Source organism: Zhouia amylolytica AD3 (assembly GCF_000511935.2).
In the GTDB taxonomy this organism is placed as follows: domain Bacteria; phylum Bacteroidota; class Bacteroidia; order Flavobacteriales; family Flavobacteriaceae; genus Zhouia; species Zhouia amylolytica.
The window spans coordinates 310,182-332,010 of the sequence record NZ_AYXY01000019.1 but is presented as its reverse complement, the minus strand read 5'-3'; the positions used below and the strand labels follow the sequence as shown (position 1 = coordinate 332,010).

At 36.8% G+C, this 21,829-nt stretch carries 18 protein-coding genes; 8 read left to right on the top strand and 10 right to left on the bottom strand.

What is annotated here, in order from left to right:
• Positions 1 to 75 precede the first annotated feature (75 nt).
• Entirely contained in the window at positions 76 to 1,332 is a 1,257-nt protein-coding gene (locus P278_RS06090) for a mechanosensitive ion channel family protein (RefSeq protein ID WP_038263839.1), read from the bottom strand.
• A 585-nt stretch (positions 1,333 to 1,917) separates the two neighbouring features.
• Here P278_RS06090 and P278_RS06085 point away from each other — a divergent pair.
• Positions 1,918 to 3,162, top strand: a complete 1,245-nt coding sequence (locus P278_RS06085) for a carboxypeptidase-like regulatory domain-containing protein (protein ID WP_161808347.1) — start codon at positions 1,918 to 1,920, stop codon at positions 3,160 to 3,162.
• Between the two features lie 78 nt (positions 3,163 to 3,240).
• Entirely contained in the window at positions 3,241 to 3,918 is a 678-nt protein-coding gene (locus tag P278_RS06080; RefSeq protein WP_051413438.1) for a hypothetical protein, read from the top strand.
• A gap of 12 nt (positions 3,919 to 3,930) precedes the next feature.
• On the opposite strand, the gene P278_RS06075 is transcribed toward P278_RS06080, so the two are convergent.
• From P278_RS06075 to P278_RS06040, 8 genes are all read right to left on the bottom strand, one after another.
• Positions 3,931 to 4,794: a universal stress protein gene (locus tag P278_RS06075; RefSeq protein ID WP_235444257.1), complete on the bottom strand. Its 864-nt coding sequence runs from the start codon at positions 4,792 to 4,794 to the stop codon at positions 3,931 to 3,933.
• Positions 4,791 to 6,416, bottom strand: coding sequence for a BCCT family transporter (locus P278_RS06070; RefSeq protein WP_038263833.1), 1,626 nt, complete (start codon positions 6,414 to 6,416; stop codon positions 4,791 to 4,793). The genes P278_RS06075 and P278_RS06070 overlap by 4 nt, the downstream gene beginning before the upstream one ends.
• A gap of 12 nt (positions 6,417 to 6,428) precedes the next feature.
• Complete coding sequence (locus P278_RS06065) at positions 6,429 to 7,583, bottom strand: hypothetical protein (protein ID WP_038263829.1); 1,155 nt, start codon at positions 7,581 to 7,583, stop codon at positions 6,429 to 6,431.
• Positions 7,584 to 7,885: 302 nt separating this feature from the next.
• Positions 7,886 to 8,722 carry an OmpA/MotB family protein gene (locus tag P278_RS06060; RefSeq protein WP_038263826.1) on the bottom strand — a complete coding sequence of 279 codons (837 nt, stop codon included), beginning with the start codon at positions 8,720 to 8,722 and terminating at the stop codon, positions 7,886 to 7,888.
• Between the two features lie 124 nt (positions 8,723 to 8,846).
• Positions 8,847 to 9,431, bottom strand: a complete 585-nt coding sequence (locus tag P278_RS06055; RefSeq protein ID WP_038263823.1) for a TMEM175 family protein — start codon at positions 9,429 to 9,431, stop codon at positions 8,847 to 8,849.
• The gene (locus tag P278_RS06050; protein ID WP_038263820.1) at positions 9,428 to 9,727 is read right to left on the bottom strand and encodes a GNAT family N-acetyltransferase; all 300 of its coding nucleotides are present in this window, start codon (positions 9,725 to 9,727) and stop codon (positions 9,428 to 9,430) included. Before P278_RS06050 ends, P278_RS06055 begins: the two co-directional genes overlap by 4 nt.
• Before the next feature lie 99 nt (positions 9,728 to 9,826).
• Positions 9,827 to 10,531, bottom strand: a complete 705-nt coding sequence (locus P278_RS06045; protein ID WP_038263817.1) for a LytR/AlgR family response regulator transcription factor — start codon at positions 10,529 to 10,531, stop codon at positions 9,827 to 9,829.
• Positions 10,528 to 11,643 (bottom strand): sensor histidine kinase, encoded by a 1,116-nt coding sequence (locus tag P278_RS06040; protein ID WP_038263816.1) that lies wholly within the window; start codon positions 11,641 to 11,643, stop codon positions 10,528 to 10,530. The genes P278_RS06045 and P278_RS06040 overlap by 4 nt, the downstream gene beginning before the upstream one ends.
• 207 nt (positions 11,644 to 11,850) lie before the next feature.
• Here P278_RS06040 and P278_RS06035 point away from each other — a divergent pair, with 207 nt between their 5' ends.
• Positions 11,851 to 12,729 (top strand): ABC transporter ATP-binding protein, encoded by an 879-nt coding sequence (locus tag P278_RS06035; RefSeq protein WP_038263813.1) that lies wholly within the window; start codon positions 11,851 to 11,853, stop codon positions 12,727 to 12,729.
• Between the two features lie 10 nt (positions 12,730 to 12,739).
• On the top strand, positions 12,740 to 16,297 hold the full coding sequence (locus P278_RS06030) for a M1 family aminopeptidase (RefSeq protein ID WP_038263811.1): 3,558 nt from the start codon (positions 12,740 to 12,742) through the stop codon (positions 16,295 to 16,297).
• A 23-nt stretch (positions 16,298 to 16,320) separates the two neighbouring features.
• Here the strand turns inward: P278_RS06030 and P278_RS06025 are convergent, their stop codons facing one another.
• A complete protein-coding gene (locus P278_RS06025; protein ID WP_038263807.1) occupies positions 16,321 to 16,893 on the bottom strand; it encodes a pseudouridine synthase in 573 nt (190 codons plus the stop codon).
• A 225-nt stretch (positions 16,894 to 17,118) separates the two neighbouring features.
• Here P278_RS06025 and P278_RS06020 point away from each other — a divergent pair, with 225 nt between their 5' ends.
• The 4 genes from P278_RS06020 (at position 17,119) to P278_RS06005 (ending at position 21,812) form a co-directional block, all read left to right on the top strand.
• Positions 17,119 to 17,547, top strand: coding sequence for an FKBP-type peptidyl-prolyl cis-trans isomerase (locus P278_RS06020; protein ID WP_038263805.1), 429 nt, complete (start codon positions 17,119 to 17,121; stop codon positions 17,545 to 17,547).
• A 124-nt stretch (positions 17,548 to 17,671) separates the two neighbouring features.
• Entirely contained in the window at positions 17,672 to 19,345 is a 1,674-nt protein-coding gene (locus P278_RS06015; protein WP_038263803.1) for a formate--tetrahydrofolate ligase, read from the top strand.
• Positions 19,346 to 19,491: 146 nt separating this feature from the next.
• A complete protein-coding gene (locus P278_RS06010; RefSeq protein WP_082436099.1) occupies positions 19,492 to 20,958 on the top strand; it encodes a T9SS type B sorting domain-containing protein in 1,467 nt (488 codons plus the stop codon).
• Between the two features lie 389 nt (positions 20,959 to 21,347).
• Complete coding sequence (locus P278_RS06005) at positions 21,348 to 21,812, top strand: (2Fe-2S)-binding protein (RefSeq protein ID WP_038263797.1); 465 nt, start codon at positions 21,348 to 21,350, stop codon at positions 21,810 to 21,812.
• The last annotated feature ends 17 nt before the right edge of the window (positions 21,813 to 21,829 follow it).

Genomic DNA, 21,829 nt, shown 5'->3' with positions numbered 1-21,829 from the left:
TGTCCTGATATGTTTCCATAAGCAACGAAATCATTGTTACGCTTAAAAAACCTCCAGGAATTATTCTCGTAGATTTTAATTTTCCTTCAACGTTTTTAGGTCTTCACCCGAAGGAGTTTCATAGAGTTCAAGGTCAAAGTATTTTGCTGCAGCTATAAGGTGCTCAAAGATATCGGCCATGATGTGTTCATAGTTAATCCAGCGTTTATCACTTGAAAACGCATAAATTTCCAATGGCACTCCCTGCGGGGACGGTGCCAGATGACGTGTCATAATCATCATGTCTTTATTTACTGCCGGGTGATTGTTCAGATACGTATCACAATACTTTCTAAATATGCCTAAATTAGTTTGATTACGACCGTTCACAATAAGTGACTTGTCGAAATTGTTTTCTTGATTGTATTTATCAATATCTTTCTGACGGTGTTCTATGTATTGGGTAACCATCTGAATTTTAGCATAGCGATCCAGATCTTCCACACTAAGGAATTTAACACTGTTTTGTTTGATGTAAAGAGCTCTTTTTATTCTTCGACCACCGCTGTTTTGCATCCCTCTCCAGTTTTTAAAAGAATCTGAAATAAGGGCGTACGTCGGAATGGTTGTTATGGTGTTATCAAAGTTCTGCACTTTAACCGTTGTCAGACTTATTTCGGTTACATTCCCATCGGCACCGTATTTTTCCTGGGTAATCCAGTCACCGATTCGTACCATATCATTCACCGAAACCTGAATACTTGAAACGAAACCGAGAATGGTATCTCTAAAGACCAGTAATAAGACCGCTGAGGCTGCTCCCAATGCAGCAAGAAACTCGATTACACTTTTATCAGCTAATTCTGAAAAAATAAATATAAACCCGATAAACCATATAAAAAGTACAACGATCTGGGCATAACTTTCAAGGGGCTTATCTTTAAAGTTCTCTATTTGTGATAAATAATTCTTTGTGGTTTTTACCAGGCTCCTGAAGATCCAGACAATAAGAATAATTAAATAGACATCGGTAGCCTTTATAAGGTTTTCTTCCCAATGTGGAAAATCTTGTATGGCTACAGGTATGATATTCCGGATGATTATAAACGGAACCAAATGGGCAATATACTTGGGAAAATTACTTTTTACCAGGTAATCATCATAAGAGGTTTTGGTCTTATCCGAAAACTTTTTGAATAAACCAATGATGAAATATTTTAAGGCATAATCAATAGCAAGTAATACAATGGTTATTACGACTAAGTTAAAAGCAAGGTTCAAATAGAGTGCAGTCTCATCTGCCGTACCATGATCTTTTAAAAATTGATAAAACCATCTAAAATATTCCTTCATACGAGTCTGTTTTTGAGTGAACAAAATTAAATAAAAATCGTTCGGAATTCCTACAAATAGTATTGAATTGTTTTAGTTTTCATACAACCAATTATGTAACATCCGAACTTTACTCGATAATCAGATATTTTTTAAGGTTAAAATGCTGATTTTTAGATAAAAAGCTTTTATAAATGTGAAAAAATGTTTAATTATGCATTATTAAATTATTAATGATTGATAAACCAGGCAGTAAATAATTGTTTAACCCCTTAATGTATCTACTATGCTATATCAAATTTATGGTGTTGAGTATGCTGATTTTTTAGAAGGAATTAATGGTATACTCCTCGAGAATGATATCACTGCAATAGAATTTATTTAACGATCGTTTCTCAACATTGGCTTTTATTTCACATTTGTCCAGCGTTTTTTCGTTGGTCAATATTTCATTGTCGACATATATTTTTAGCCTACCATCTCAAGAAATAGGCTATATTGGTTAAAATATACTAACTTTATATAAGGAATATTTTAACGTTTATAGTAATGATACGCTTTACCAAAAATCTTTTTATAAAAATAGTTGTATTTAGCTGCTGTTTTGTGCTTCAATATCAAGTGCAGGCTAAAACCTTTAATCATGAGCCAATAGTTCAGGATACCTTGTCTTACCAGGAATACAAAGGTACTGTTGTTGACATTGAAACAGACGAACCTTTGGTTTTTGCTTCCCTTAATGTGGCTAATACCAATATCAGCACGGTCACCAATAGCGAGGGGCAATTTGTGTTGAAGATTCCAAAGTCTATAGATGAACAACAGATTATAGTAACCTTTCTTGGATACCAGGAACGCTGGATCAGATTAAGCGAACTCAACGGGGAAGAAAATATTATAGCCCTTACGATGTTGGTTACTGAACTTCCTGAGGTAATGGTTGGCGAAGCAGATAATCCAGGAATGCTGGTAGAGAAGATGTTGTCCAATAAGGCTAAAAACTATATAGATTATCCGACCTTAATGACTGCTTTTTACAGGGAAACAATTAAAAAGCGAAGAAGAAATGTTTCTTTGGCAGAGGCCGTAATTAAAATTCATAAAACCCCGTATACATCAAACAGGGATGATATAGTGAGTTTATATAAAGCCAGAAAGAAAACAGATTATGAGCGGTTAGACACCCTAACACTTAAACTGGAAGGAGGTCCTTATAATACACTTCATGTTGATTTAATGAAGTATCCTGAATACGTTTTCTCTGATTTATTTATGAATTACTACGATTTTGAAATGGATAAATCTACACGTATAAACGAAAAATTAGTGTATGTGGTGCGCTTCAAACAAAAGCCAAATGTGGTTACTCCTTTGTACTATGGCAGGTTATATATAGATGCTGAGACCTATGCACTGGTAACTGGTGTTTATAATTTAAATGTTGAGAATAGAAAAGTGGCATCAGATTTGCTGGTAAGAAAGAAACCCAAAAATGCTAAAGTTTATCCAACCGAGGCAGTTTACAGGGTTGATTACAGACAGAATAATGGTAAGTGGTATTACGGTCATAGTAATGTACAGTTAGAATTTAAAATTAATTGGAAAAGAAAGTTATTTAATTCAGTCTTTACTTTACAAAGTGAAATGGCCATTACCAACTGGGAAAGTGATAAAGACTATGAGCGTCCGAAAGGAAAGGAACGTTTAAAGAGAACCGCGATTATTCCAGATGAAGCCGAAGGTTTTCTAGATCCTGATTTTTGGGGTAAGTACAATGTAATTGAACCGGAAAAGTCTATTGAATCAGCAATTAAAAAGATAAGCAGGCAAATTGAACGCGACAAGAAATAAGATTTTAACGATAGTTTAAGTGTTGAATTTTGTCTATCAGTTTATAAAAATAATATTTTAGTCAAAATTTATTTAAGAATGAGGATATTGGTGTTAATAGTATTATTGTTTTCATTTTCGAGTATCAATGCTCAAATTGAAAAGGAGAAGATTAAGTTGGTCATTCCAGCTGACTCTTCAGCTATTGCACCGCCATCTGATGTCCCTAAACCGGATTTAAATAAAAAGGAGAAAAGTAATTTTTCATTATTGAATTCACCTAATCTTAGGCGTCCGGAACCATTAATAGACAGGAGTAAAAGTCTGGGGTTTGGTGAAAAAAGTAAACTTCTTCGTGCAGGAGAAGGGCTTGGCCTGGAACAACGCCTCAACAAAAGTGTTCGTCCAAGAGAGGATGAAAACATGGCTGTTTTTAAAAGAAATCAGTTTCTTGGAGATATTAAGACGACTTCAGGTAAAATAGAAATCAGGTATAGAGATCATCAACTGGAAGATGGGGATATGGTTAAAGTCATTATCAACGACGAGGTGGTTCAGGTTCGTGTGGTGTTGACTAATATGTCTAAAGGCATTTCAGTTCCATTGAAAGATGGATTCAACACCATAGAGTTTAAAGCGTTAAATCAGGGTACTTCCGGCCCTAATACGGCTGAGTTCAGAGTCTATGATGAAAATGGAGTATTGTTATCCGCCAAACAATGGAACCTGGCTACAGGTTATAAAGCATCCATGGTTGTAGTTAAAGAAGTAGAATAACCGCTATTACATTTATTTACACACCCATAACGGAAATTCAAGATCTTCATTAAACAATTCGTCAGTTACATTACCAATAACGAGTGAAGAGAAGGTATTTCCTCCTTTATCAGATATCATCAACATATCAAACTTTTCTTTTAAACATTGATGTATAAGATTTTCAGGTACGCTGGAACTTCTGCCGGGAACAATTTCAAACTCAATTCCATCTCCATATTCTTTCAGTCGTTTAATGAATTTTTTTGATTTTTCTTCAATATGCTTTTCAATGGTCGGAATTAAATTCTCTTTTGGCAAATAGGGAGAGAACTGCAAAGGAACATTATAAATGTGCATTGCTTTCACCTTGCATCCAACATTCTTTCTAAGGAAGTTGGCCATCACAAAGCTTTTTCTGGAAGCATTGGAAAAATCTGTTCCAATACATAGCTTCGTAATTTCCGGAGCAATGTTCTTAGGCACACTAAGGATATGGCATTTGAGCATATGCAATAATTTGCCACTCATCACCCCGGTACCTTTTACCTTGTTTTTGTTTCCAACCAGGGTTAATTGTATTTCGTATTTATTGACGATATAATTGATTAACGATTCCGTATATGGATCATTAGAAATCAACACTTCCCATTCAACCTTGCTTTTGAAATTATGTGCAACGGTTTCGTTTAATTCATCACCTATCATTTCCTCAAGGTTGAGTTCAGCAAGCTCATCTTCAAAGAGTTCGATGATCTCATACTTTTTTATGTTGTGTACAAAATAGACCTTTTCAGCCTGTAGTGAATCAGCTAAATATGCCGCATACTTAATGAGCGTCTCGTCGATGTCTGACAGGTCGAGAGCTACGAGTATATTGTTAATGGTTTGCATCATGACTTCTGATTAGGTTCTTTAATATTTCTTTTTTTAACGATTCCGGATACAATATCCTTATAATTATCTATTTCTTTTTGTTGTTCTCTTTTCTTAAGCTTAAATAAATCTTCTTTTAATCCTTTTAAGAGTGAATAGCACATAACCAGTAAAATAAGGGCAAAAGGTAATCCGGTTACGATGACGGCTGTTTGTAATGCTTGAAGACCTCCGCCGACAAGTAATACTGCAGCAACCGTACCTTCTGTTACTGCCCAGAATACACGCTGTCCTACGGGGGCATCTATTTTACCTCCAGAAGTAATACTATCTACTACAAGTGATCCGGAATCGGAAGAGGTAATAAAGAATCCGGCAACAAGAATAATAGCAACTATATTTAATACCGTGGCTAAAGGAAAATCTTCCAGAAATACGAACATAGCGGTTGCCACATCTTCTTTAACTGCATTGACTATAGTTAAATCGCCCAATAGTGCCTCTTGAACAGCAGTACTTCCGAAAGCATTAATCCAAAAGAAGGTCACCAGGGCAGGGATAATCAGTACGCCTAAAATAAAGTCCTGAACGGTTCTCCCTTTTGAAATACGTGCGATAAAGATCCCTACGAATGGAGACCAGGCTATCCACCAGCCCCAGTAAAAGACCGTCCAGCTATTTTGCCAACCGGTATTGTTATAGCTTTCGGTCCAGGTAGCTATCTCCAGAAAATTATAAAAATAACTACCTGTGTTTTGAACAAATGACTGAAATATATAAATCGTTGGTCCCAAAATAACAACCAAAAGTAAAAGCAAGACAGCGATCCGCATGTTCCATTCACTCAGGAATTTAACACCTTTATCAACCCCGAGTACCACCGATATTGTTGCAACAGCGGTAACTCCTGCAATTAGTGTTATTTGTGTAGTGAGTCCGCCAGGTATGTTAAATACATGATCCAGGCCGCCAGCTATTTGCTTGACACCCAATCCAAGAGATGTAGCCAGACCGAAAATGGTAGCTAATACGGCAAAAATATCAATGATATCACCTATAATGCCATAAACCTTATCTCCCAGAAACGGGTAGAACACAGACCGAATGGTTAAAGGGAGCCCTCTTGAATAGGTAAAATAAGCTAATGCCAGTCCGACCAGTGCATATACACCCCAGGCATGAAATCCCCAGTGTAAGAATGTAAAGTTCATAGCTTCCTGGGCGGCGGCAGCACCACCTTCAGCGGTAATAGGAGGGGAGTTAAAATGGGTAATCGGTTCAGAGATACTCCAGAATAACAATCCGATACCCATACCGGCACTAAAAAGCATGGCAAACCATGAAATTGTTTTAAATTCCGGTTTAGCATGCTGACCACCGATTCTGAGTCTTCCGTATTTACTAAAGGCCAGAAATACCATAAAAAACAGGAAGACATTTACCATGAGAACAAAAAACCATCCTCCTTTGTTGGAAACAAAGGTTTGAATGTTTTCAAAGTGTTCCTTGGCAGTATCTTTGAAGGATAAGGTTAGAATAATGGTTATGATAATGATAATGGCAGAGGAAAAGAATACAGGACCGTTAATTTCCAACCCGAATATTGATTTCTTTTCGTCGCTTCTAATAATTTTTTTTGCCATAATAGACTTTATTTAAAAGTAATATCCAATGTTTATGTTAAACCTGGCTTCCCATTTCGCATCCGGGGTACCCTGGGCAAAATCATCAATAAAATTACCGCCGAGCCAGGAATGATTCTTACCAGCGGCAAAATCTATATAGGTATATAAGTGACCTGCCGCTATGCCTATACCGGTAACATTCATATAGCTATCGGCAAACCCCTGAGCACTCTTTTTAATATAGCCAAAATCATTATAAAACTGAAGACTTTGGATTGGTTTCCAGTTTACTGGGAGTGTATAGGCAACAGCCAAGGTAGCCATATCAGCTTTGGAGGCTACTAAATAAGGAGCTCCATAGGCCGCCATGGCAAATAACTCGCTACGCTCGCTTTCCGGATTTTTTGGAGATTTCGTATAATGTAATAGTTCGGATTTTATATTGATTTTTTTAAAATCCAACTCATAAAAAACACCGTAACCATGATGCGATCCAACTTCCTTGGTATCGAGGTTATAGAGTCCGCCATATTGGGCATAAGCACCCATTTGATGTCTGAAATCACCATGGTTTAATTTGTAATTGAACTTAAAGTTGAATTGATTGATTTCTTTATTTCGATAATCAAGTACTCCGTCGCCGTCAATGTCCATAGATGAAACATCATAGGAATACCTGCTATAAGAAACATCACTATTGCCCCCAAAGGCAATGGCTTCAGCATTTTTAAAAAATGCTATTTGGTAATTGAACCCTTCTTCTTTCTCATGAATGAATTTAACGCCAATATCGTGATCGTCTTCCAGACCTATATAATAACCTATATTAAAAAACCAGTTATGAGAGTTGTATTGTTGAATACCGAACGGTACCTGTGTGAGACCAATATGTATTTGATCGTTTTCATTAAAGCTGTAACTGAGCCAACCTTGTTTTAAAACACCCCCTCCAAACTCATCAGAATACAACCTGTATTCCGCGTTTAGCTTAATACCCAGATAGGAAGCCTTGGCATTTACACGAAACATATCATACATAAAATCTCCGCCCTGCTGTTTTTGTTCCGGCTTCCAGGAAGAATAGATGTAATTAAATCTTAAGGCACCACCAAATTTTATCTGGGGTTTATCTTGTGCGATACCCAAACAGGGAAAAATGAATAATAACCACAAGAGCTGTTTCAAAATAAAGGGTTTTAATGTTAATAGCTAAAAGCCATAACCAATAAGCGGATTGAATAAGTTTGTTTAGGGGGAAGGGGGTAAATAATTATAAGAGGGAAGGAGGAACAAACCGATGTGGTTGGCATCTGATAACTCCATAAGCACGCGAATAAATGCGGGAATTATTTTGTCTATAGAGCTGGTTTGTCTTCATGTATAGACAAAGATAGGCTTTTTCATCATTTAATTTATTATTATGCCTAATAGCAAGGCATAAAAAAAGACGGCCTAAGCCGTCTTTTAGAAAAGAATAAATCTTTTATTTATTGATTCGAAGCCATTAAAGCAAAGAATTTGTCAATGTTCGGAAGGATTACAATTCGAGTTCTTCTGTTTTTAGCTCTGTTCTCCTTTGTATCATTGCTTACAAGCGGCTGATAAAAACTTCTTCCTGATGCGATTAATTTTTCAGGAGCCACATCGTAATCGTTTTGTAATTTGCGTACAACAGAAGTAGCACGTAACACACTTAAATCCCAGTTATCTCTGATACCAGCAGATTCAAGTAAAAGTTTATTGTCTGTATGACCTTCTACCATTAAATCAAGGCTCTCTTCAGAGTTGATGATATCAGCTATTTTTTGAAGTATGGCATTTGCTTTATTACTCACTCTATAGCTTCCTGAATTGAATAACATTTTATCAGAAATTGAAATCATCACTACCGTTTCGTCGATATCAATTGCAATATCTTCATCTTCATTCAAGGTGCTGTTATCTAAAGATTTTTGTAGATTGTATGAAACAGCAATATTCATAGAGTCCTTTAGAGATGTCGCTTGACTTACGATAGCAGGATCTACATTTTTAAGGGTTTCACGCATTTGTTCGCGTGCATCATTTGAAATAACCGCTACGTCATCAACAGCAACCATTTTTGAGTTGTTTTCTTCTGTTAATGAGTTTATTTTGCTGTTATATTCATCCACACGTGATTGGATTTTTGCAAATTTAGCCTCTAGCTCTTCTTTCTCAACTTCTGTTTTTTGAAGCTGACTTCTTATTTCACCATTTTCCTGTTCCAGTGCAACATATTTCTTTTTTGAAACACATGAAGTTAGTAGTGCAAAAGTCAGTAATGTGATCGTTACTTTTTTCATATCTAAATTTAATTGTTTTCTATAATTACTTACGGACAGTTGAGAAATATAGATTATTTAGACTTGAAAAAGTTTTATGAATTCATTGTTTATATCACGTTTACAGGCTTTTATCCCTGAAATATTATTCATTCTTTTCTTTAATAAGGTTTTCGATTTTCCGTTCAGGAACAATCCAGAGGATAGCAACAAACACAATACAACCAAGAGCAAGCCAAATATTAATAAAGGCAGCGGGAATTGAAATGATGTAAAGGACCATAGAAATTAGTTCTTTCTTTCCCTTGTTAAGGGCTTTTTGAAGTACGTGTTCTTTACCATGATATCTTATAAGTGCGATTTCTAATATTCGATAGGCAATTGCAGACATAAGTAAAATAAAACCGTATAGTGCTACCGGCAGGGGGGCCGAATAATTTTCACCAAGCCAACTGGTGGAAAACGGGATTAAGGATAACCAGAATAACAGATGTAAATTTGCCCATAATATGGTTCCGTTAACTTTTTCCGTAGCCTGCATTAAATGGTGATGGTTATTCCAATAAATTCCCAGGTATATAAAACTTAACAGGTAACTAATAAAGACAGGCCAAACACTGAATAGACTTTCGAGTGTTATTTCTTCGGGGGCCTTCATCTCCAGCACCATGATCGTAATTACAATGGCCAATACACCATCGCTAAAAGCTTCTAATCTTCCCGATTTCATACACCTTCGTCTTTCTGATGAAAAATTGAGTTCTTTTGGTATTCAACGTGTCGATCGATATAGGCTTTGATAAAAGGGCAATATGGCTTTACTTTTAATCCGTTCTCGTCCGCATAATCCAATACCCCTTTGGCCAAAAATGACCCAATGCCTTTACCGCTTAATGCTTTGGGGACCTCCGTATGTATATATGCAATTCCACCTTTAAACAATTTATAGTCAACAAATGCTATAGAGTTTTCGTAGTGCACCTCAAACCTTTTTTGAGGCTCGTTATTAATAAGCTTCAATTCCATTAGAATAAATTTTAATCAAACCTATGAACATTCAATGAGTACTGCATTGATGTATGATAAGTTACTTAATTGAAACGAAATTCAGGTCTTTAACAAGATTTAATGTTTAATTAAGTGATTAATTGCCGCTTTATAAGTTTGTCCGACTGGTATTTTATGTTGTTTGATTAAAATTCTGTTTCCTTCAATGATATCAATATGATCAAGAGCAACAAGAAATGATTTATGAACCCTTAAAAACTTTTTTGACGGAAGCATATGTTCTAATGTAGAAATTTTTTCATGACATACAATAGATTCATTGAGGAGTACCACCTTTGAATAATTACCACAAGCTTCAATAAACAAAATATGATCGATATCAATTTGATGGTGCCTTTTATTTCCTTTAAGGAAGATTCTTTTAAGACTGATATCATCAGGAGTTGATGTTCCATTTTTAGACAAAGATGCTATGTTTATGGACACTTTATTGATGGCTTTCATAAAGCGCTCAAAACTGAATGGTTTTAATAAATAATCGCACACATTCAGTTCATACCCTTCCAATGCATGATCTTTATAAGCGGTGGTTATGATTATTTCGGGAGGATTTGAAAGTGTTTTAATAAAACTGAGCCCGGAAAGCCTGGGCATATTGATATCTAAAAACAGAAGATCAATTTGTTGCTCATTTAATAACTGCATGGCCTCGAATGCATTGAAACAATTACCAGCTTTTTTTAATTGTGGTAAATGTTCGCAATATCCTTCAATTATTCTATGAGCAATGGGCTCATCATCAATGATAATATATGAGATCATACAAGAGTTATTTCCAAACGTGCAATAAAGGTATTATTTTCTTTAATTATTTTAAACCTGTGTCGGTTTGGATATATAAGGTTTAAACGGTGTTTTAAATTGTTTATACCAATACCGGGTTTGGTATTTGTATTACTAATGTCAAAATTGTTTTCAATTTGAAATTCAATTTTGTTTGGTGTGGTATTTAAATTCAAATGAATATAAGCATTTTCGGCCATACTTTCGACGCCATGTTTGAATGCGTTTTCCAATAATACTATAAAGAGTAAGGGAGCTACCTCCACATTTTTATCGATGTCATGAGTAAATTGTATCTCAATATTTTTTTGATATCTGATGCGATGCAGATCGATATAATTCTCTAAATAGGAGCACTCATTTATAAGCGGAACACAATCGTGTTTTCCTTCATAAATGGTATATCTCATCATGTCCGATAACTTCAATACAATTTCGGGAGCCTGATCTGATTTTTCTACAGTTAGGCCATAAAGGTTGTTCAAGGTATTAAAGAAAAAATGTGGGTTCAATTGACTCTTTAATAAGGCAAGTTCCGCTTCCTTTTTGTCATTTTCCAGCGATTTCACCCATTTCCATTGTTCAAACACCCATAACCCTATAAAAAAGGGAATGGGAATTAATAAAAATGAAACAACGCGTTCTTTGTGTACTTCAAAATATGAATTTCCGAATCTTGCATAGAAAAAGTAAATCAGAATGGCGCCGTAAACGAACAATGCAGGTACTTTATATTTATTGAAAAACCCTGGTGCAATTACATACGTAACCCCAAGCCAGAATGCAATTAATAAGCTTATGGTGATAGGGTTGTCTCTGATCTCGAGAGTGCTGTCAATGGCTACGATCAGGATTAATAATACGCACAAGATCAACAGCTTTAAAAGCAACTGCTTCTGTTTTCGAATGTATGTAAACTTATATATGGGTATAGAAATAAAGAGCCACCAAAATAGAAAAAGTAAAGTGTTTTCTACCCATGCTTTAGGATTGATGATTATAATTCCGGTAACCTTCAGGATTATAAGGATACATATAGTTACTACAGCTCCAAAAAAGAAGGCTTTGTATTTTTTTAAAAATCTCATCATAGGTCAAAAATAAGTCACCAGAGACACATAGAATAAAAATTTTGATGAACAGGATATTTTTTTAATCCAACCGATCCTTATTTAATATGAATTCATTTGGACTCCAATAGCAACTGATGCATGGCCTTTTGAATAGTGTATATCATAAAAAATGGGATAAATTTTTAAGGTATTATAAGTTCGTATTCCATATTTAACATTTATGATATGAACACCTTAAAAATAAGAAATTTAACAAAAACATATTCAAATGGAACCAAAGCTTTAAGTGGGGTTTCCTTAGATATCACCAATGGAATGTTTGGATTGTTGGGAGCCAATGGGGCAGGTAAATCGTCTTTAATGCGTACCATTGCTTCCCTTCAGGAACCCTCATCCGGATCAATACTTTTTAACGAGGTCGATATTGTGCAAAACCCACAGCAAATAAGAAAGCAACTAGGATATCTGCCTCAGGAGTTTGGAGTATACCCTAAAGTATCTGCAGAAAAACTATTAGATCATCTCGCGGTATTAAAGGGTATAACCGGCAAGAAAGTGAGACAGAACCAAATCGAAGCTTTACTGCAACAGACCAACCTATACGATCATCGTAAAAAATCAGTATACACCTTTTCAGGAGGAATGAAACAAAGGTTCGGAATTGCCCAGGCCTTATTAGGAAACCCACAATTGATTATAGTGGATGAGCCTACCGCAGGATTGGATCCGGCAGAGCGTAATCGCTTTCTGAATTTGTTAAGTGAAATAGGAGAGAACGTAGTGGTTATTTTGTCTACCCATATTGTAGAAGACATACGCGATCTATGCAAAAGCATGGCTATTTTGTCAAAAGGACAAATTATAGAGCAGGGAAACCCCAAAGACCTGGTCAAGAAACTGCAAGGCAAGATTTGGTCTAAAATCATCACAAAAAATGATTTGGATACCTACCATCGAACTTTCGATGTTATTTCAGCACGTTTAATCTCCGGAGAAACCCAGATTCGAGTCGTTTCAGACCCACACCCGGGCTTCGATTTTGAGCCGGTGGAAGCGAACCTGGAAGATTTGTATTTCTCTTCATTAATTCATCAATCAATTTAATTCGATATCTATGTTTAGACATCTAATTCTGTTTGAAGCTTATTATCAGTTAAGACAACGTGCATTTCTATGGCTTTCTATACTTTTTCTTGGATTTGGTATTTTAATGGGAAAGCAAGGCGCTACGAGAGGCGAACTATTTTATAATTCCGCTTACGCTATAGCCCATATAACATCATTATTTACTTTAGGGAGTGTATTCATTATCATGTTTTTTACAGTCAGTGGTATTCTTCGCGACAAGCAATTTAATATGGCTCCATTAGTGTATTCAACCCCTTTAAAAAAGCTTCGCTTTTTTGTTGTCAGGTTTTTAGGGGTATACCTTAGCAGTGTACTGACTTTTTCTATGTTTTTAATTGGTTTCCTCATCAGTACCTTTTTACCAGGCATTGATCCCGGACGAATAAGCTCATTTGATTTTTCACACTACGCATGGGCCATTTGTTGTATCATTATGCCTAATATATTTATCGGTTCGGCTATCATCTTTTCCGTCGGACTTTTCGCCAAAAATAACATTGCCATCTATGTGAGTGCTGTAGGTATCTATACCTTGTATTTTATTAGTTCCATTTACTTAAATTCTCCGTTAATGGCACAGGCTGTACCGGCTTCTCCTGAAGGTATGGCTATAGCGGCAATTTCTGATCCCTTTGCGATTTCAGCATTTTTTGAGCAGACGCAATATTGGACGCCTTTTCAAAAAAACACGGAAATGATTGCTTTCTCGGGTTATTTTATGTGGAACAGAATGCTGTGGTTCACAGTTGCATTCCTACTGTTGCTTATTACCTTCAGGCGTTTTTCATATCGAAATATTAGTAAAACCATAAAAAGGCGAGGGGTAATAGCGGTTGAGTCTATGGAAATGAAGGCATATCAGCCCGTGATACCGGAATTGACCAAAAGAAGTCAGCGACAAGCTTTTTTTTCCCTACTTAAAGCAGATTTAATTGGAGTGTTTAAAAGCCTTCCTTTTGTAGCCATTTCAATTTGCTGGATCATTATTGTAATATCCGAAATCTATTCCAGAGTTCATCAGGGGGGGCAGTACAATGATAGTTTATACCCGACAACTAACCTCCTGATAGGATTGATATCTCAGCCCTTAGCCATTCTTAGTACCATCCTTATTATTTTTTATGGAGGTGAATTGTATTGGAGAGATCGAAGTCATGGTTTACATGTTATTGTAGACGTTACACCTGTGGAAAACCGAACACTTTACTTTTCAAAAGTTATAACCTTAGTGACATTGCCTTTGGTACTGATGGTTACCGGGATCTTAATATGTTTAGGTTTTCAAATGAGCTTAGGTTATTACAACTTTGAATTAAAACAATACCTGATGATGCTTTATCATCAAGGTATTCCTGTGTTTATATACAGTTCAATCACCTTATTTATGCATACGATGTTCAATAATAAATATATAGGAATGACACTTACCGGAGTGTTGATAATTGTGCTGGGAACTCAGGTAGCCGGTTTCCTGGGTATCGAACATCCTTTATTCCATTTTGGAGCCTTACCAACACCCGGATATACAAATATGAATGGATACGGTGATCAAACCAAAATGTTTAATCACCTCGCGTTATATTGGTTGGCAATTGCATTTTTGTTGGTGTTCTTCAGTTATAAATTGTGGAAAAGAGGAGAAGTTACACGGCTTCACTATCGTTGGCGGATATTGCGATCCGGCTGGAATCAAAAGAGCAATTTAATTCTAATTTGTTTGTCGGTTATTTTTTTGTATTCCGGTGCAGTCATATACCATAATACCAATATTGAGGTATCTTACCATAGTACGGCCGATTACATAAACAAAAGGGAAGTCTATGAGCGATTATACAAGCAATATGATACCTTGCCCCAGCTATTTCCATTGTCCATAAAAACTAAGGTAGATTTATACCCACATAAAAGGCAGTTCAAGGTACAGGCTGAATATATCCTGCAGAATAAAGGAACAGAAAGATTGACAGAGATCTTTGTAACTGAAAAGGAACCATTGAAATTCTTAAGCTTTGAAAATGCTGCTTTAATAGAACAGGATCCGGAACTGGGAGTTTATCTGTTTCAACTCGCCGAGCCATTAGCACCTAAAGATTCCATTCAAATGCGATATGAAATCAACTATAAACAAAAGGGATATGAAATTAACCCGGGCATTATAGAAAATGGAAGTTACATCATGCATAAGGATTTTAGTCCGGTCTTAGGGTATCGGAATAGATTAGAAATACAAAATAGTTACGAACGTACAAAAAGGGACTTACCACCCTTAGAATCCAGTGTAGTTAGTGATGAACATATCATAAATGAAGCGATGGGATTTGGGAAGGTGACTTATGAAACTCTCATCTCCACCAGTATCGATCAAATAGCTATTGGTTCAGGAGACTTAACCGAAAAGTGGACGGAGGAGGATCGAAAGTACTACAGGTACAAAGCCAAAGATAAAGTAGTTCCAACAGCGGGATATTTCTCAGCCTGTTATGATACTTTGGTTGATCATTACAAGGGAATAAGGATAGAGCAGTATTTTCATCCCCAACATCAGTTTAACATTAAGGAGATTCAAAGATCAGCACGATATGCTTTAGAATATTGTATTTCTAATTTTGGGAATTACGACTTCAATCACCTCCGAATTGCAGAGGTACCGGGGCATTGGCCCATGGGTGGCTATGCTCATCCGGGCACTATCAGTATGGTGGAAAACAGGTTGTATTTGTCGGATGTAAGAGAAGAACAGGAATTCAACCTGGTTGCAAAAAGGACGATTCACGAGGTGTCGCATCAATGGTGGGGACATGGGTTAACGCCAAAGATTGTTGCAGGAGGAGCCTTATTGATAGAAGGACTTGCCAAGTACACAGAAGCTATGGTTATGGAGAAAATGTATGGAAAAAGAGCACTTTGGGATCTCAGTGAGAATGCCAACCGGCTTTATTTTTCAGGTCGTTCCTATCATGAGCAGCTGGAATCGCCTTTATACAAGGTAGAAGGGGAGCGCTTTCTTTCGTATGGCAAGGCTCATACCGTTCTGTATGCTTTAAGTGAATTAATAGGAGAAAGCAAAGTCAACAAGGTTTTAAAGCGGCTGCTGGAAGAGCAAAGAACGGCACCGCCATTTTCTGTAACTTCAATAGCCTTTATCAACGAACTTTATAAGGAGACTCCAGGTAAATATCATGCTTTGATTGACGATTGGTTTAAAAAAATCATCACTTATGATTTAAAAGTAGAAGACGTAGAAATAAAATCATTGGAAAATGGGAAATACCAGGTGAGCATGTGTATCGTTGCAAAACGATATCAAACCTTAGAAGACGGGAGTGAAAAAAAAATAACCATTAATGAACCGGTTCCTGTGGGGGTTTTTACGAAACACCCTTCTGAAATTCAGTCAGATGAAGACATTATTTATCTGGATAATCAAAATTTAGTAAAGGAAAAAACAGTGCTGCATTTTATTGTAGATAAGAAACCTCAGTATGTGGCTGTAGATCCATTTGGTACTCGTTTAGACATCAATCCCGTCGATAACATCAAGTAACCCTTATAATTAACCGGGGGCGTTTATACCAGCTCCGAAACGGACTTAGTGGCTCCCGGTTGTAAATTATCTAAGGTTATCGTTGCCACCCTGAACCTTACCAGGCGAAGTGTCGGAAAACCAACAGCAGAGGTCATTTTACGCACTTGTCGAAATTTACCTTCGGTGATAGTAACAGAAATCCAGCTGGTTGGCCCATGGCGTGGATCTCTTATTTTCTTTCCGCGTTCGGGAAGTTCAGGAGTCGCTATGCGATGCACCTTACAGGGTTGAGTTTTGTATTTCTTACCATTGATACCAATTAAAACACCTGTCTTAAGTTCGTCGATAGCTTCTTCGTTTATTTCACCATCCACCTGCACATAGTATTCTTTTTCATAGCCACCGCTGTTAATTTGATGACATAACTTGCCATCGGTGGTTAATAACAACAAACCCTCCGATTTTTCATCAAGTCGGCCTACAGGCATTGTACCTTCTGGGAAATCAAATAATTCATTGATAAACTTTTTTTTACGAAGTTGTCTGTCGTCATTGCTATTGAGTTGACTGATATACCCGAAAGGTTTAAAATGAATAAAATGTCGATGCTGCATCCCGATGAATTATGGCGCGAATTTAAGGAAATCCAAAAGATAATCAATTGCTTTGTCCGGAACCGAAAAAACAGGAGGTATGTATTTGGTAATTAACCCGATACAGCCTTTAATTGTTAAGGTTATGTCAAATTCTCAGATTTCTCCAATATTTTAGGAGAAGCCATTTTATAAACCATACATTTGCAAAACATTAATATACTATAAATTACAAAGATTATATTTATGAGTAAAGTAAAAGCAAACGATACCATAAGCGTACATTACACAGGAAAATTATCCAACGGAGAAGTTTTTGACAGCTCTGCAGCCAGAGGTCCTTTAGAAGTAAAACTTGGTGATGGAATGTTAATTCCTGGTTTTGAAAAGGGATTAGTTGGAATGGAAGTTAACGAAAAGAAAACCATTACTATTCCTAAGGAAGAAGCTTACGGAGAAGTAAGAGAAGAGCTTTTTCAAGTTGTTAAAAATGAAGAATTACCACAAGACATAAAACCAGAAGTAGGTATGGGATTAGTTGCGAAAAGCCCTGATGGAGCTGAGCAACAACTTCGTATTGCTGAGGTGAAAGAGGATCATATTGTAATTGATGCTAACCACCCGCTTGCTGGACAAGATTTAGTTTTCGATTTAGAATTGATTGAAATTAAATAAGCTAAATAGCAAACCTATCAGGAAGCCGATCAATGAATTGATCGGCTTTTTTTATGACTGATATTTATCATGATCTTTGAATGGATTAGGACGTATTTTTGGGTAAAATATAAATTATATAACTATGTTTCTTTCCGATATAGAAATTGCCCATTCAAATCCGATGACCCACATTAAAAACATAGCTCATAAACTATATCTAGATGATAAGGATCTTGAGATGTATGGTAATTACAAAGCAAAACTTCCGCTTGAATTAATCGATGAAGATAAAATTGAGAATAGTAACCTGATTCTGGTTACCGCGATTACTCCGACTCCGGCAGGTGAAGGAAAAACTACGGTTTCTATAGGCCTGTCAGAAGGGATGAATTTTATAGGAAAGCAATCAACCGTGGTGCTTCGTGAACCTTCTTTAGGACCTGTTTTTGGCATCAAAGGAGGGGCTGCAGGAGGAGGCTGCTCACAGGTGGTTCCTATGGAAGATATTAACCTCCATTTTACAGGAGATTTTAACGCCATCGAAAAAGCAAATAACTTATTATCGGCACTTATCGATAATAACTTGCAAAGTAAAACAAAGAACTTAAATATCGATCCGAGAACCATTGTCTGGAAAAGGGTAATTGACATGAATGACAGAGCCCTTAGAAATATAATTATCGGACTTGGTGGTACCGCTAATGGTATCCCACGGGAAGAAGGATTTAATATAACTCCAGCTTCTGAAGTTATGGCCATTTTGTGTATGGCTAAAGATTTTGACGATTTAAAAGAACGCCTGGGGAACATATTCATAGGGTATACCTATGATAAAAAGCCAATCTTCGCAAGAGACTTAAAGGCTCAGGATGCTATGGCCATCCTTTTAAAAGATGCCATAAAGCCGAATTTGGTTCAGACCCTGGAGAAAAATCCTGCGATTATTCACGGGGGGCCATTTGCGAATATTGCTCAGGGCACCAATTCGATTATTGCCACAAAAATGGCTATGTCACTTTCTGATTACGTGATTACTGAAGCAGGTTTCGGCGCGGATTTAGGAGCTGAAAAGTTTTTGAATATCAAAGCCGCTTATGCCGAATTAAACCCTAAAGCTGTGGTACTCGTAGCGACTATCAGAGCTTTAAAACATCATGGTGGCGTTGCAAAAGAAGATTACAATACACCGAATCTGGAAGCAGTTAAGAAAGGCTTTTGTAATTTGGAGAAACACATAGAGAATATTAAAAAATTCAACCTGACACCGGTAGTGGCCATAAATAGTTTTGTGTCAGATACCATGGAAGAACAAGAATTCATTATACAAAAATGTAAAAGCCTCCAAATCGAAGCTATCGTCTCTAAAAGCTGGCAAATGGGAGGAGAAGGGAATATAGAGTTAGCGAAGACGGTTGCAGACATTGTCGATGAAAATCAGGAAGAATATACCCCATTGTATCAGTGGAGTGATCCTATAGAGAATAAGGTATCCACCATTGCTCGTGAAATATATGGAGCAATTGGTGTGGATTATAGTCCACAGGCTAAACAAAAATTGAAGAAGATTAAGGAGTTAGGATTTGAAAACTTTGCGGTTTGTATGGCCAAAACACAAACTTCATTTTCAGATAATCCTAAGCTAATCGGAAGGCCAGAAGGATTTAATATAACGGTTAGGGATATAGAAATAGCTGCCGGAGCGCAGTTTATAATCCCTATCCTCGGAAGCATGATGCGCATGCCAGGGCTTCCAGAAACACCAGCCTCCGAAGGAATGCATATTGATGAATATGGAACGATCGGTGGATTGTCTTAAAAATCATTAATGCATTCATGAATTCAGGATAAGTTTGGGTAGTTGATTTTTTGTTAAAATTAAATTTTAACTATATTTAAGTCCCAAATCAAAACAAATTATATTGAATACCTTTTATTCATATAACAACCACCCAAACTTACCCTATGAATCTATTCAAAATGCTAAGGTGTGCATTCCTGTTAATGCCTGCTTTATTTTGCTATTCCCAAACTTCGTCCGGAAGTACAGCTGTTGTGTCTTTGGAAATATGTTCAAATGAATCTTCAGTCGATTTATTTACGATGCTAAATGCTGATGCCATTTCTGGTGGCGTCTGGTCGCCCAGTTTATCAGGAGGTGATGGAATATTTAACCCTTCTATTGATCCTTCAGGAACCTACATGTATTCTGTAACAAGTAATTACGTAACCTTATATGAAGTAGAAATTGAAGTAAGTGTTGTCGATCCGATAGCAGCGACGACTACCTCAACTACTTTATGCAGCAATGCGGGTCCGGTCGATCTTATCGGTTTTACTAATGACACATCGAATCAAGGTACCTGGGTACCTGAATTATCAAGCGGAACAAGTGTGTTCAATCCCAGTGTCGATGAACCCGGGATTTACTCATATATTGCAAGTGGCGCCTGTGGCACTACGGTTTCAGAAGTATATGTGGAGGTGATCGACACCCCAAATTCCGGAATCAGCACTTCATTATCTATATGTGAAGGTAGCAGTCCGTTTAATTTATTTGATGCCCTGGAAGGAAGCCCCGATTTAGGAGGTACATGGTCTCCGCCTTTAAGAAATGGAAGTGGATATTTTGATCCTCAAAGAGATGCCCCGGGGGTATATAGTTATACGGTTGGAAATGATTATTGTGGTTATTCGAGTGCAAGCGTAACTGTCTCGTTAGATCAATCTCCTTTTGCCGGTTCAGATGCTGTAGCAGACTTGTGCGTTAATAATGGTCCTGTCGATTTATATGCTTTTTTGGGTGATGGTCCAGACGCCGGAGGTAGCTGGTCGCCGGCCTTATCAGGTGGTTCAGGCTGGTTTGATCCGTTAACAGATCAGGAGGGAGTCTATACCTATACCATTTCCAATGGCTCCTGTGGTATGGATACGGCAACAGTAGAAGTTCGTTTAATCGATACCAATAACCAACCCAATGTTTCCTTAGCGATTACTGATTTATCCGGCAATAATAGCATTCATGTTCAGATTCCGAACAGGACCAACTACCATTATTCTCTGGATAATATCAATTACCAATCGTCTAATTCATTTACTAATTTACCAGGAGGTAAGTATACGGTTTATATCAGAGAAATCGAGGGTTGTGGTTTTTTTCATAAAGAGGTGGTTTTGCTTGGTGGACCAAAGTTTTTTACACCCAATGGAGATGGTATAAACGATTACTGGAGTTTGTTTGATATTTCAAATATAGATTATACCATTAAGGTTTTTGATCGTTATGGAAGGCCAATCGATACCTTTGATAATCATTCGATAGGATGGGACGGTACTTTTAATGGGAATCCTTTGCCTTCTGCAGATTACTGGTTTTTAGTTAACTTTGAAGATGGCACTACAAAAAACGGTCATTTCACCTTACTTCGTTAGCGGTGTTCCTAAGGTGAAAATTGTTAATAACCTGTTGATAACCGTAATATGTGAACCGTTTAACGATTCATTTTCAACACCTTAACTATAAGTTGTAATTTAAAGTTGATTAATAGCACGAGCCCCACAAGAAGTTTGGTGCTAATATATAAATCGGGTGTTATAAACATGTACAAATGGCCCAAACACCCGATTTCCCTTTTTATTTAGTTAACCCGGTTTCCATTTGTCTCAAAGGTGATTGAAATTATTCTGAATTTCTTCTTTATATTACTGTTCGTATTATCTCTCTAAAGAGATAAAAATTAACTTCTTAAAGAAATGCTAATTTTTTAACATTAAATACTTACTTTATGTTTAAAGTTAGTAACTTATGGAAAAAATAAATTATGGCTTCATTTACACTTCATGTTAATGGAAAAACTCATCAGGTTGATGTAGATCCATCAACGCCAATTTTATGGGTTCTTCGAGATCATCTTAATTTAGTAGGTACCAAATACGGATGTGGAATTGCTCAATGTGGAGCTTGTACCATTCATGTAGAGGGTAGTGCTGTACGTTCGTGCCAATTACCCGTTTCAGCTGTATCATCCCAAAAAATAACAACGATAGAAGGTTTATCAGAACAAGCGGATCATCCGGTGCAGAAGGCGTGGTTAGAGCATGATGTGCCACAATGTGGATATTGCCAGGCAGGTCAAATTATGTCAGCGGCTTCCTTGCTGAATAACAATCCGAATCCATCGGATCAGGAAATCGAAGATACTATGAGTGGAAATATATGTCGTTGTGGAACTTATGTCAGAATTAAGGCAGCGATTAAATCGGCTTCAAATTCGCAGGAGGCATAACATACTTCTTTAAAACA

Bases quoted from the DNA above. Each gene is read 5' to 3' on its own strand.
- P278_RS06070 (WP_038263833.1), bottom strand. From the start codon at position 6,416: ATGGCAAAAAAAATTATTAGAAGCGACGAAAAGAAATCAATATTCGGG.
- P278_RS06030 (WP_038263811.1), top strand. From the start codon at position 12,740: ATGTTTAGACATCTAATTCTGTTTGAAGCTTATTATCAGTTAAGACAA.
- P278_RS06055 (WP_038263823.1), bottom strand. From the start codon at position 9,431: ATGAAATCGGGAAGATTAGAAGCTTTTAGCGATGGTGTATTGGCCATT.
- P278_RS06015 (WP_038263803.1), top strand. From the start codon at position 17,672: ATGTTTCTTTCCGATATAGAAATTGCCCATTCAAATCCGATGACCCAC.
- P278_RS06005 (WP_038263797.1), top strand. From the start codon at position 21,348: ATGGCTTCATTTACACTTCATGTTAATGGAAAAACTCATCAGGTTGAT.
- P278_RS06075 (WP_235444257.1), bottom strand. From the start codon at position 4,794: ATGATGCAAACCATTAACAATATACTCGTAGCTCTCGACCTGTCAGAC.
- P278_RS06060 (WP_038263826.1), bottom strand. From the start codon at position 8,722: ATGAAAAAAGTAACGATCACATTACTGACTTTTGCACTACTAACTTCA.
- P278_RS06045 (WP_038263817.1), bottom strand. From the start codon at position 10,531: ATGATCTCATATATTATCATTGATGATGAGCCCATTGCTCATAGAATA.
- P278_RS06080 (WP_051413438.1), top strand. From the start codon at position 3,241: ATGAGGATATTGGTGTTAATAGTATTATTGTTTTCATTTTCGAGTATC.
- P278_RS06010 (WP_082436099.1), top strand. From the start codon at position 19,492: ATGAATCTATTCAAAATGCTAAGGTGTGCATTCCTGTTAATGCCTGCT.
- P278_RS06020 (WP_038263805.1), top strand. From the start codon at position 17,119: ATGAGTAAAGTAAAAGCAAACGATACCATAAGCGTACATTACACAGGA.
- P278_RS06040 (WP_038263816.1), bottom strand. From the start codon at position 11,643: ATGATGAGATTTTTAAAAAAATACAAAGCCTTCTTTTTTGGAGCTGTA.
- P278_RS06025 (WP_038263807.1), bottom strand. From the start codon at position 16,893: ATGCAGCATCGACATTTTATTCATTTTAAACCTTTCGGGTATATCAGT.
- P278_RS06090 (WP_038263839.1), bottom strand. From the start codon at position 1,332: ATGAAGGAATATTTTAGATGGTTTTATCAATTTTTAAAAGATCATGGT.
- P278_RS06035 (WP_038263813.1), top strand. From the start codon at position 11,851: ATGAACACCTTAAAAATAAGAAATTTAACAAAAACATATTCAAATGGA.
- P278_RS06050 (WP_038263820.1), bottom strand. From the start codon at position 9,727: ATGGAATTGAAGCTTATTAATAACGAGCCTCAAAAAAGGTTTGAGGTG.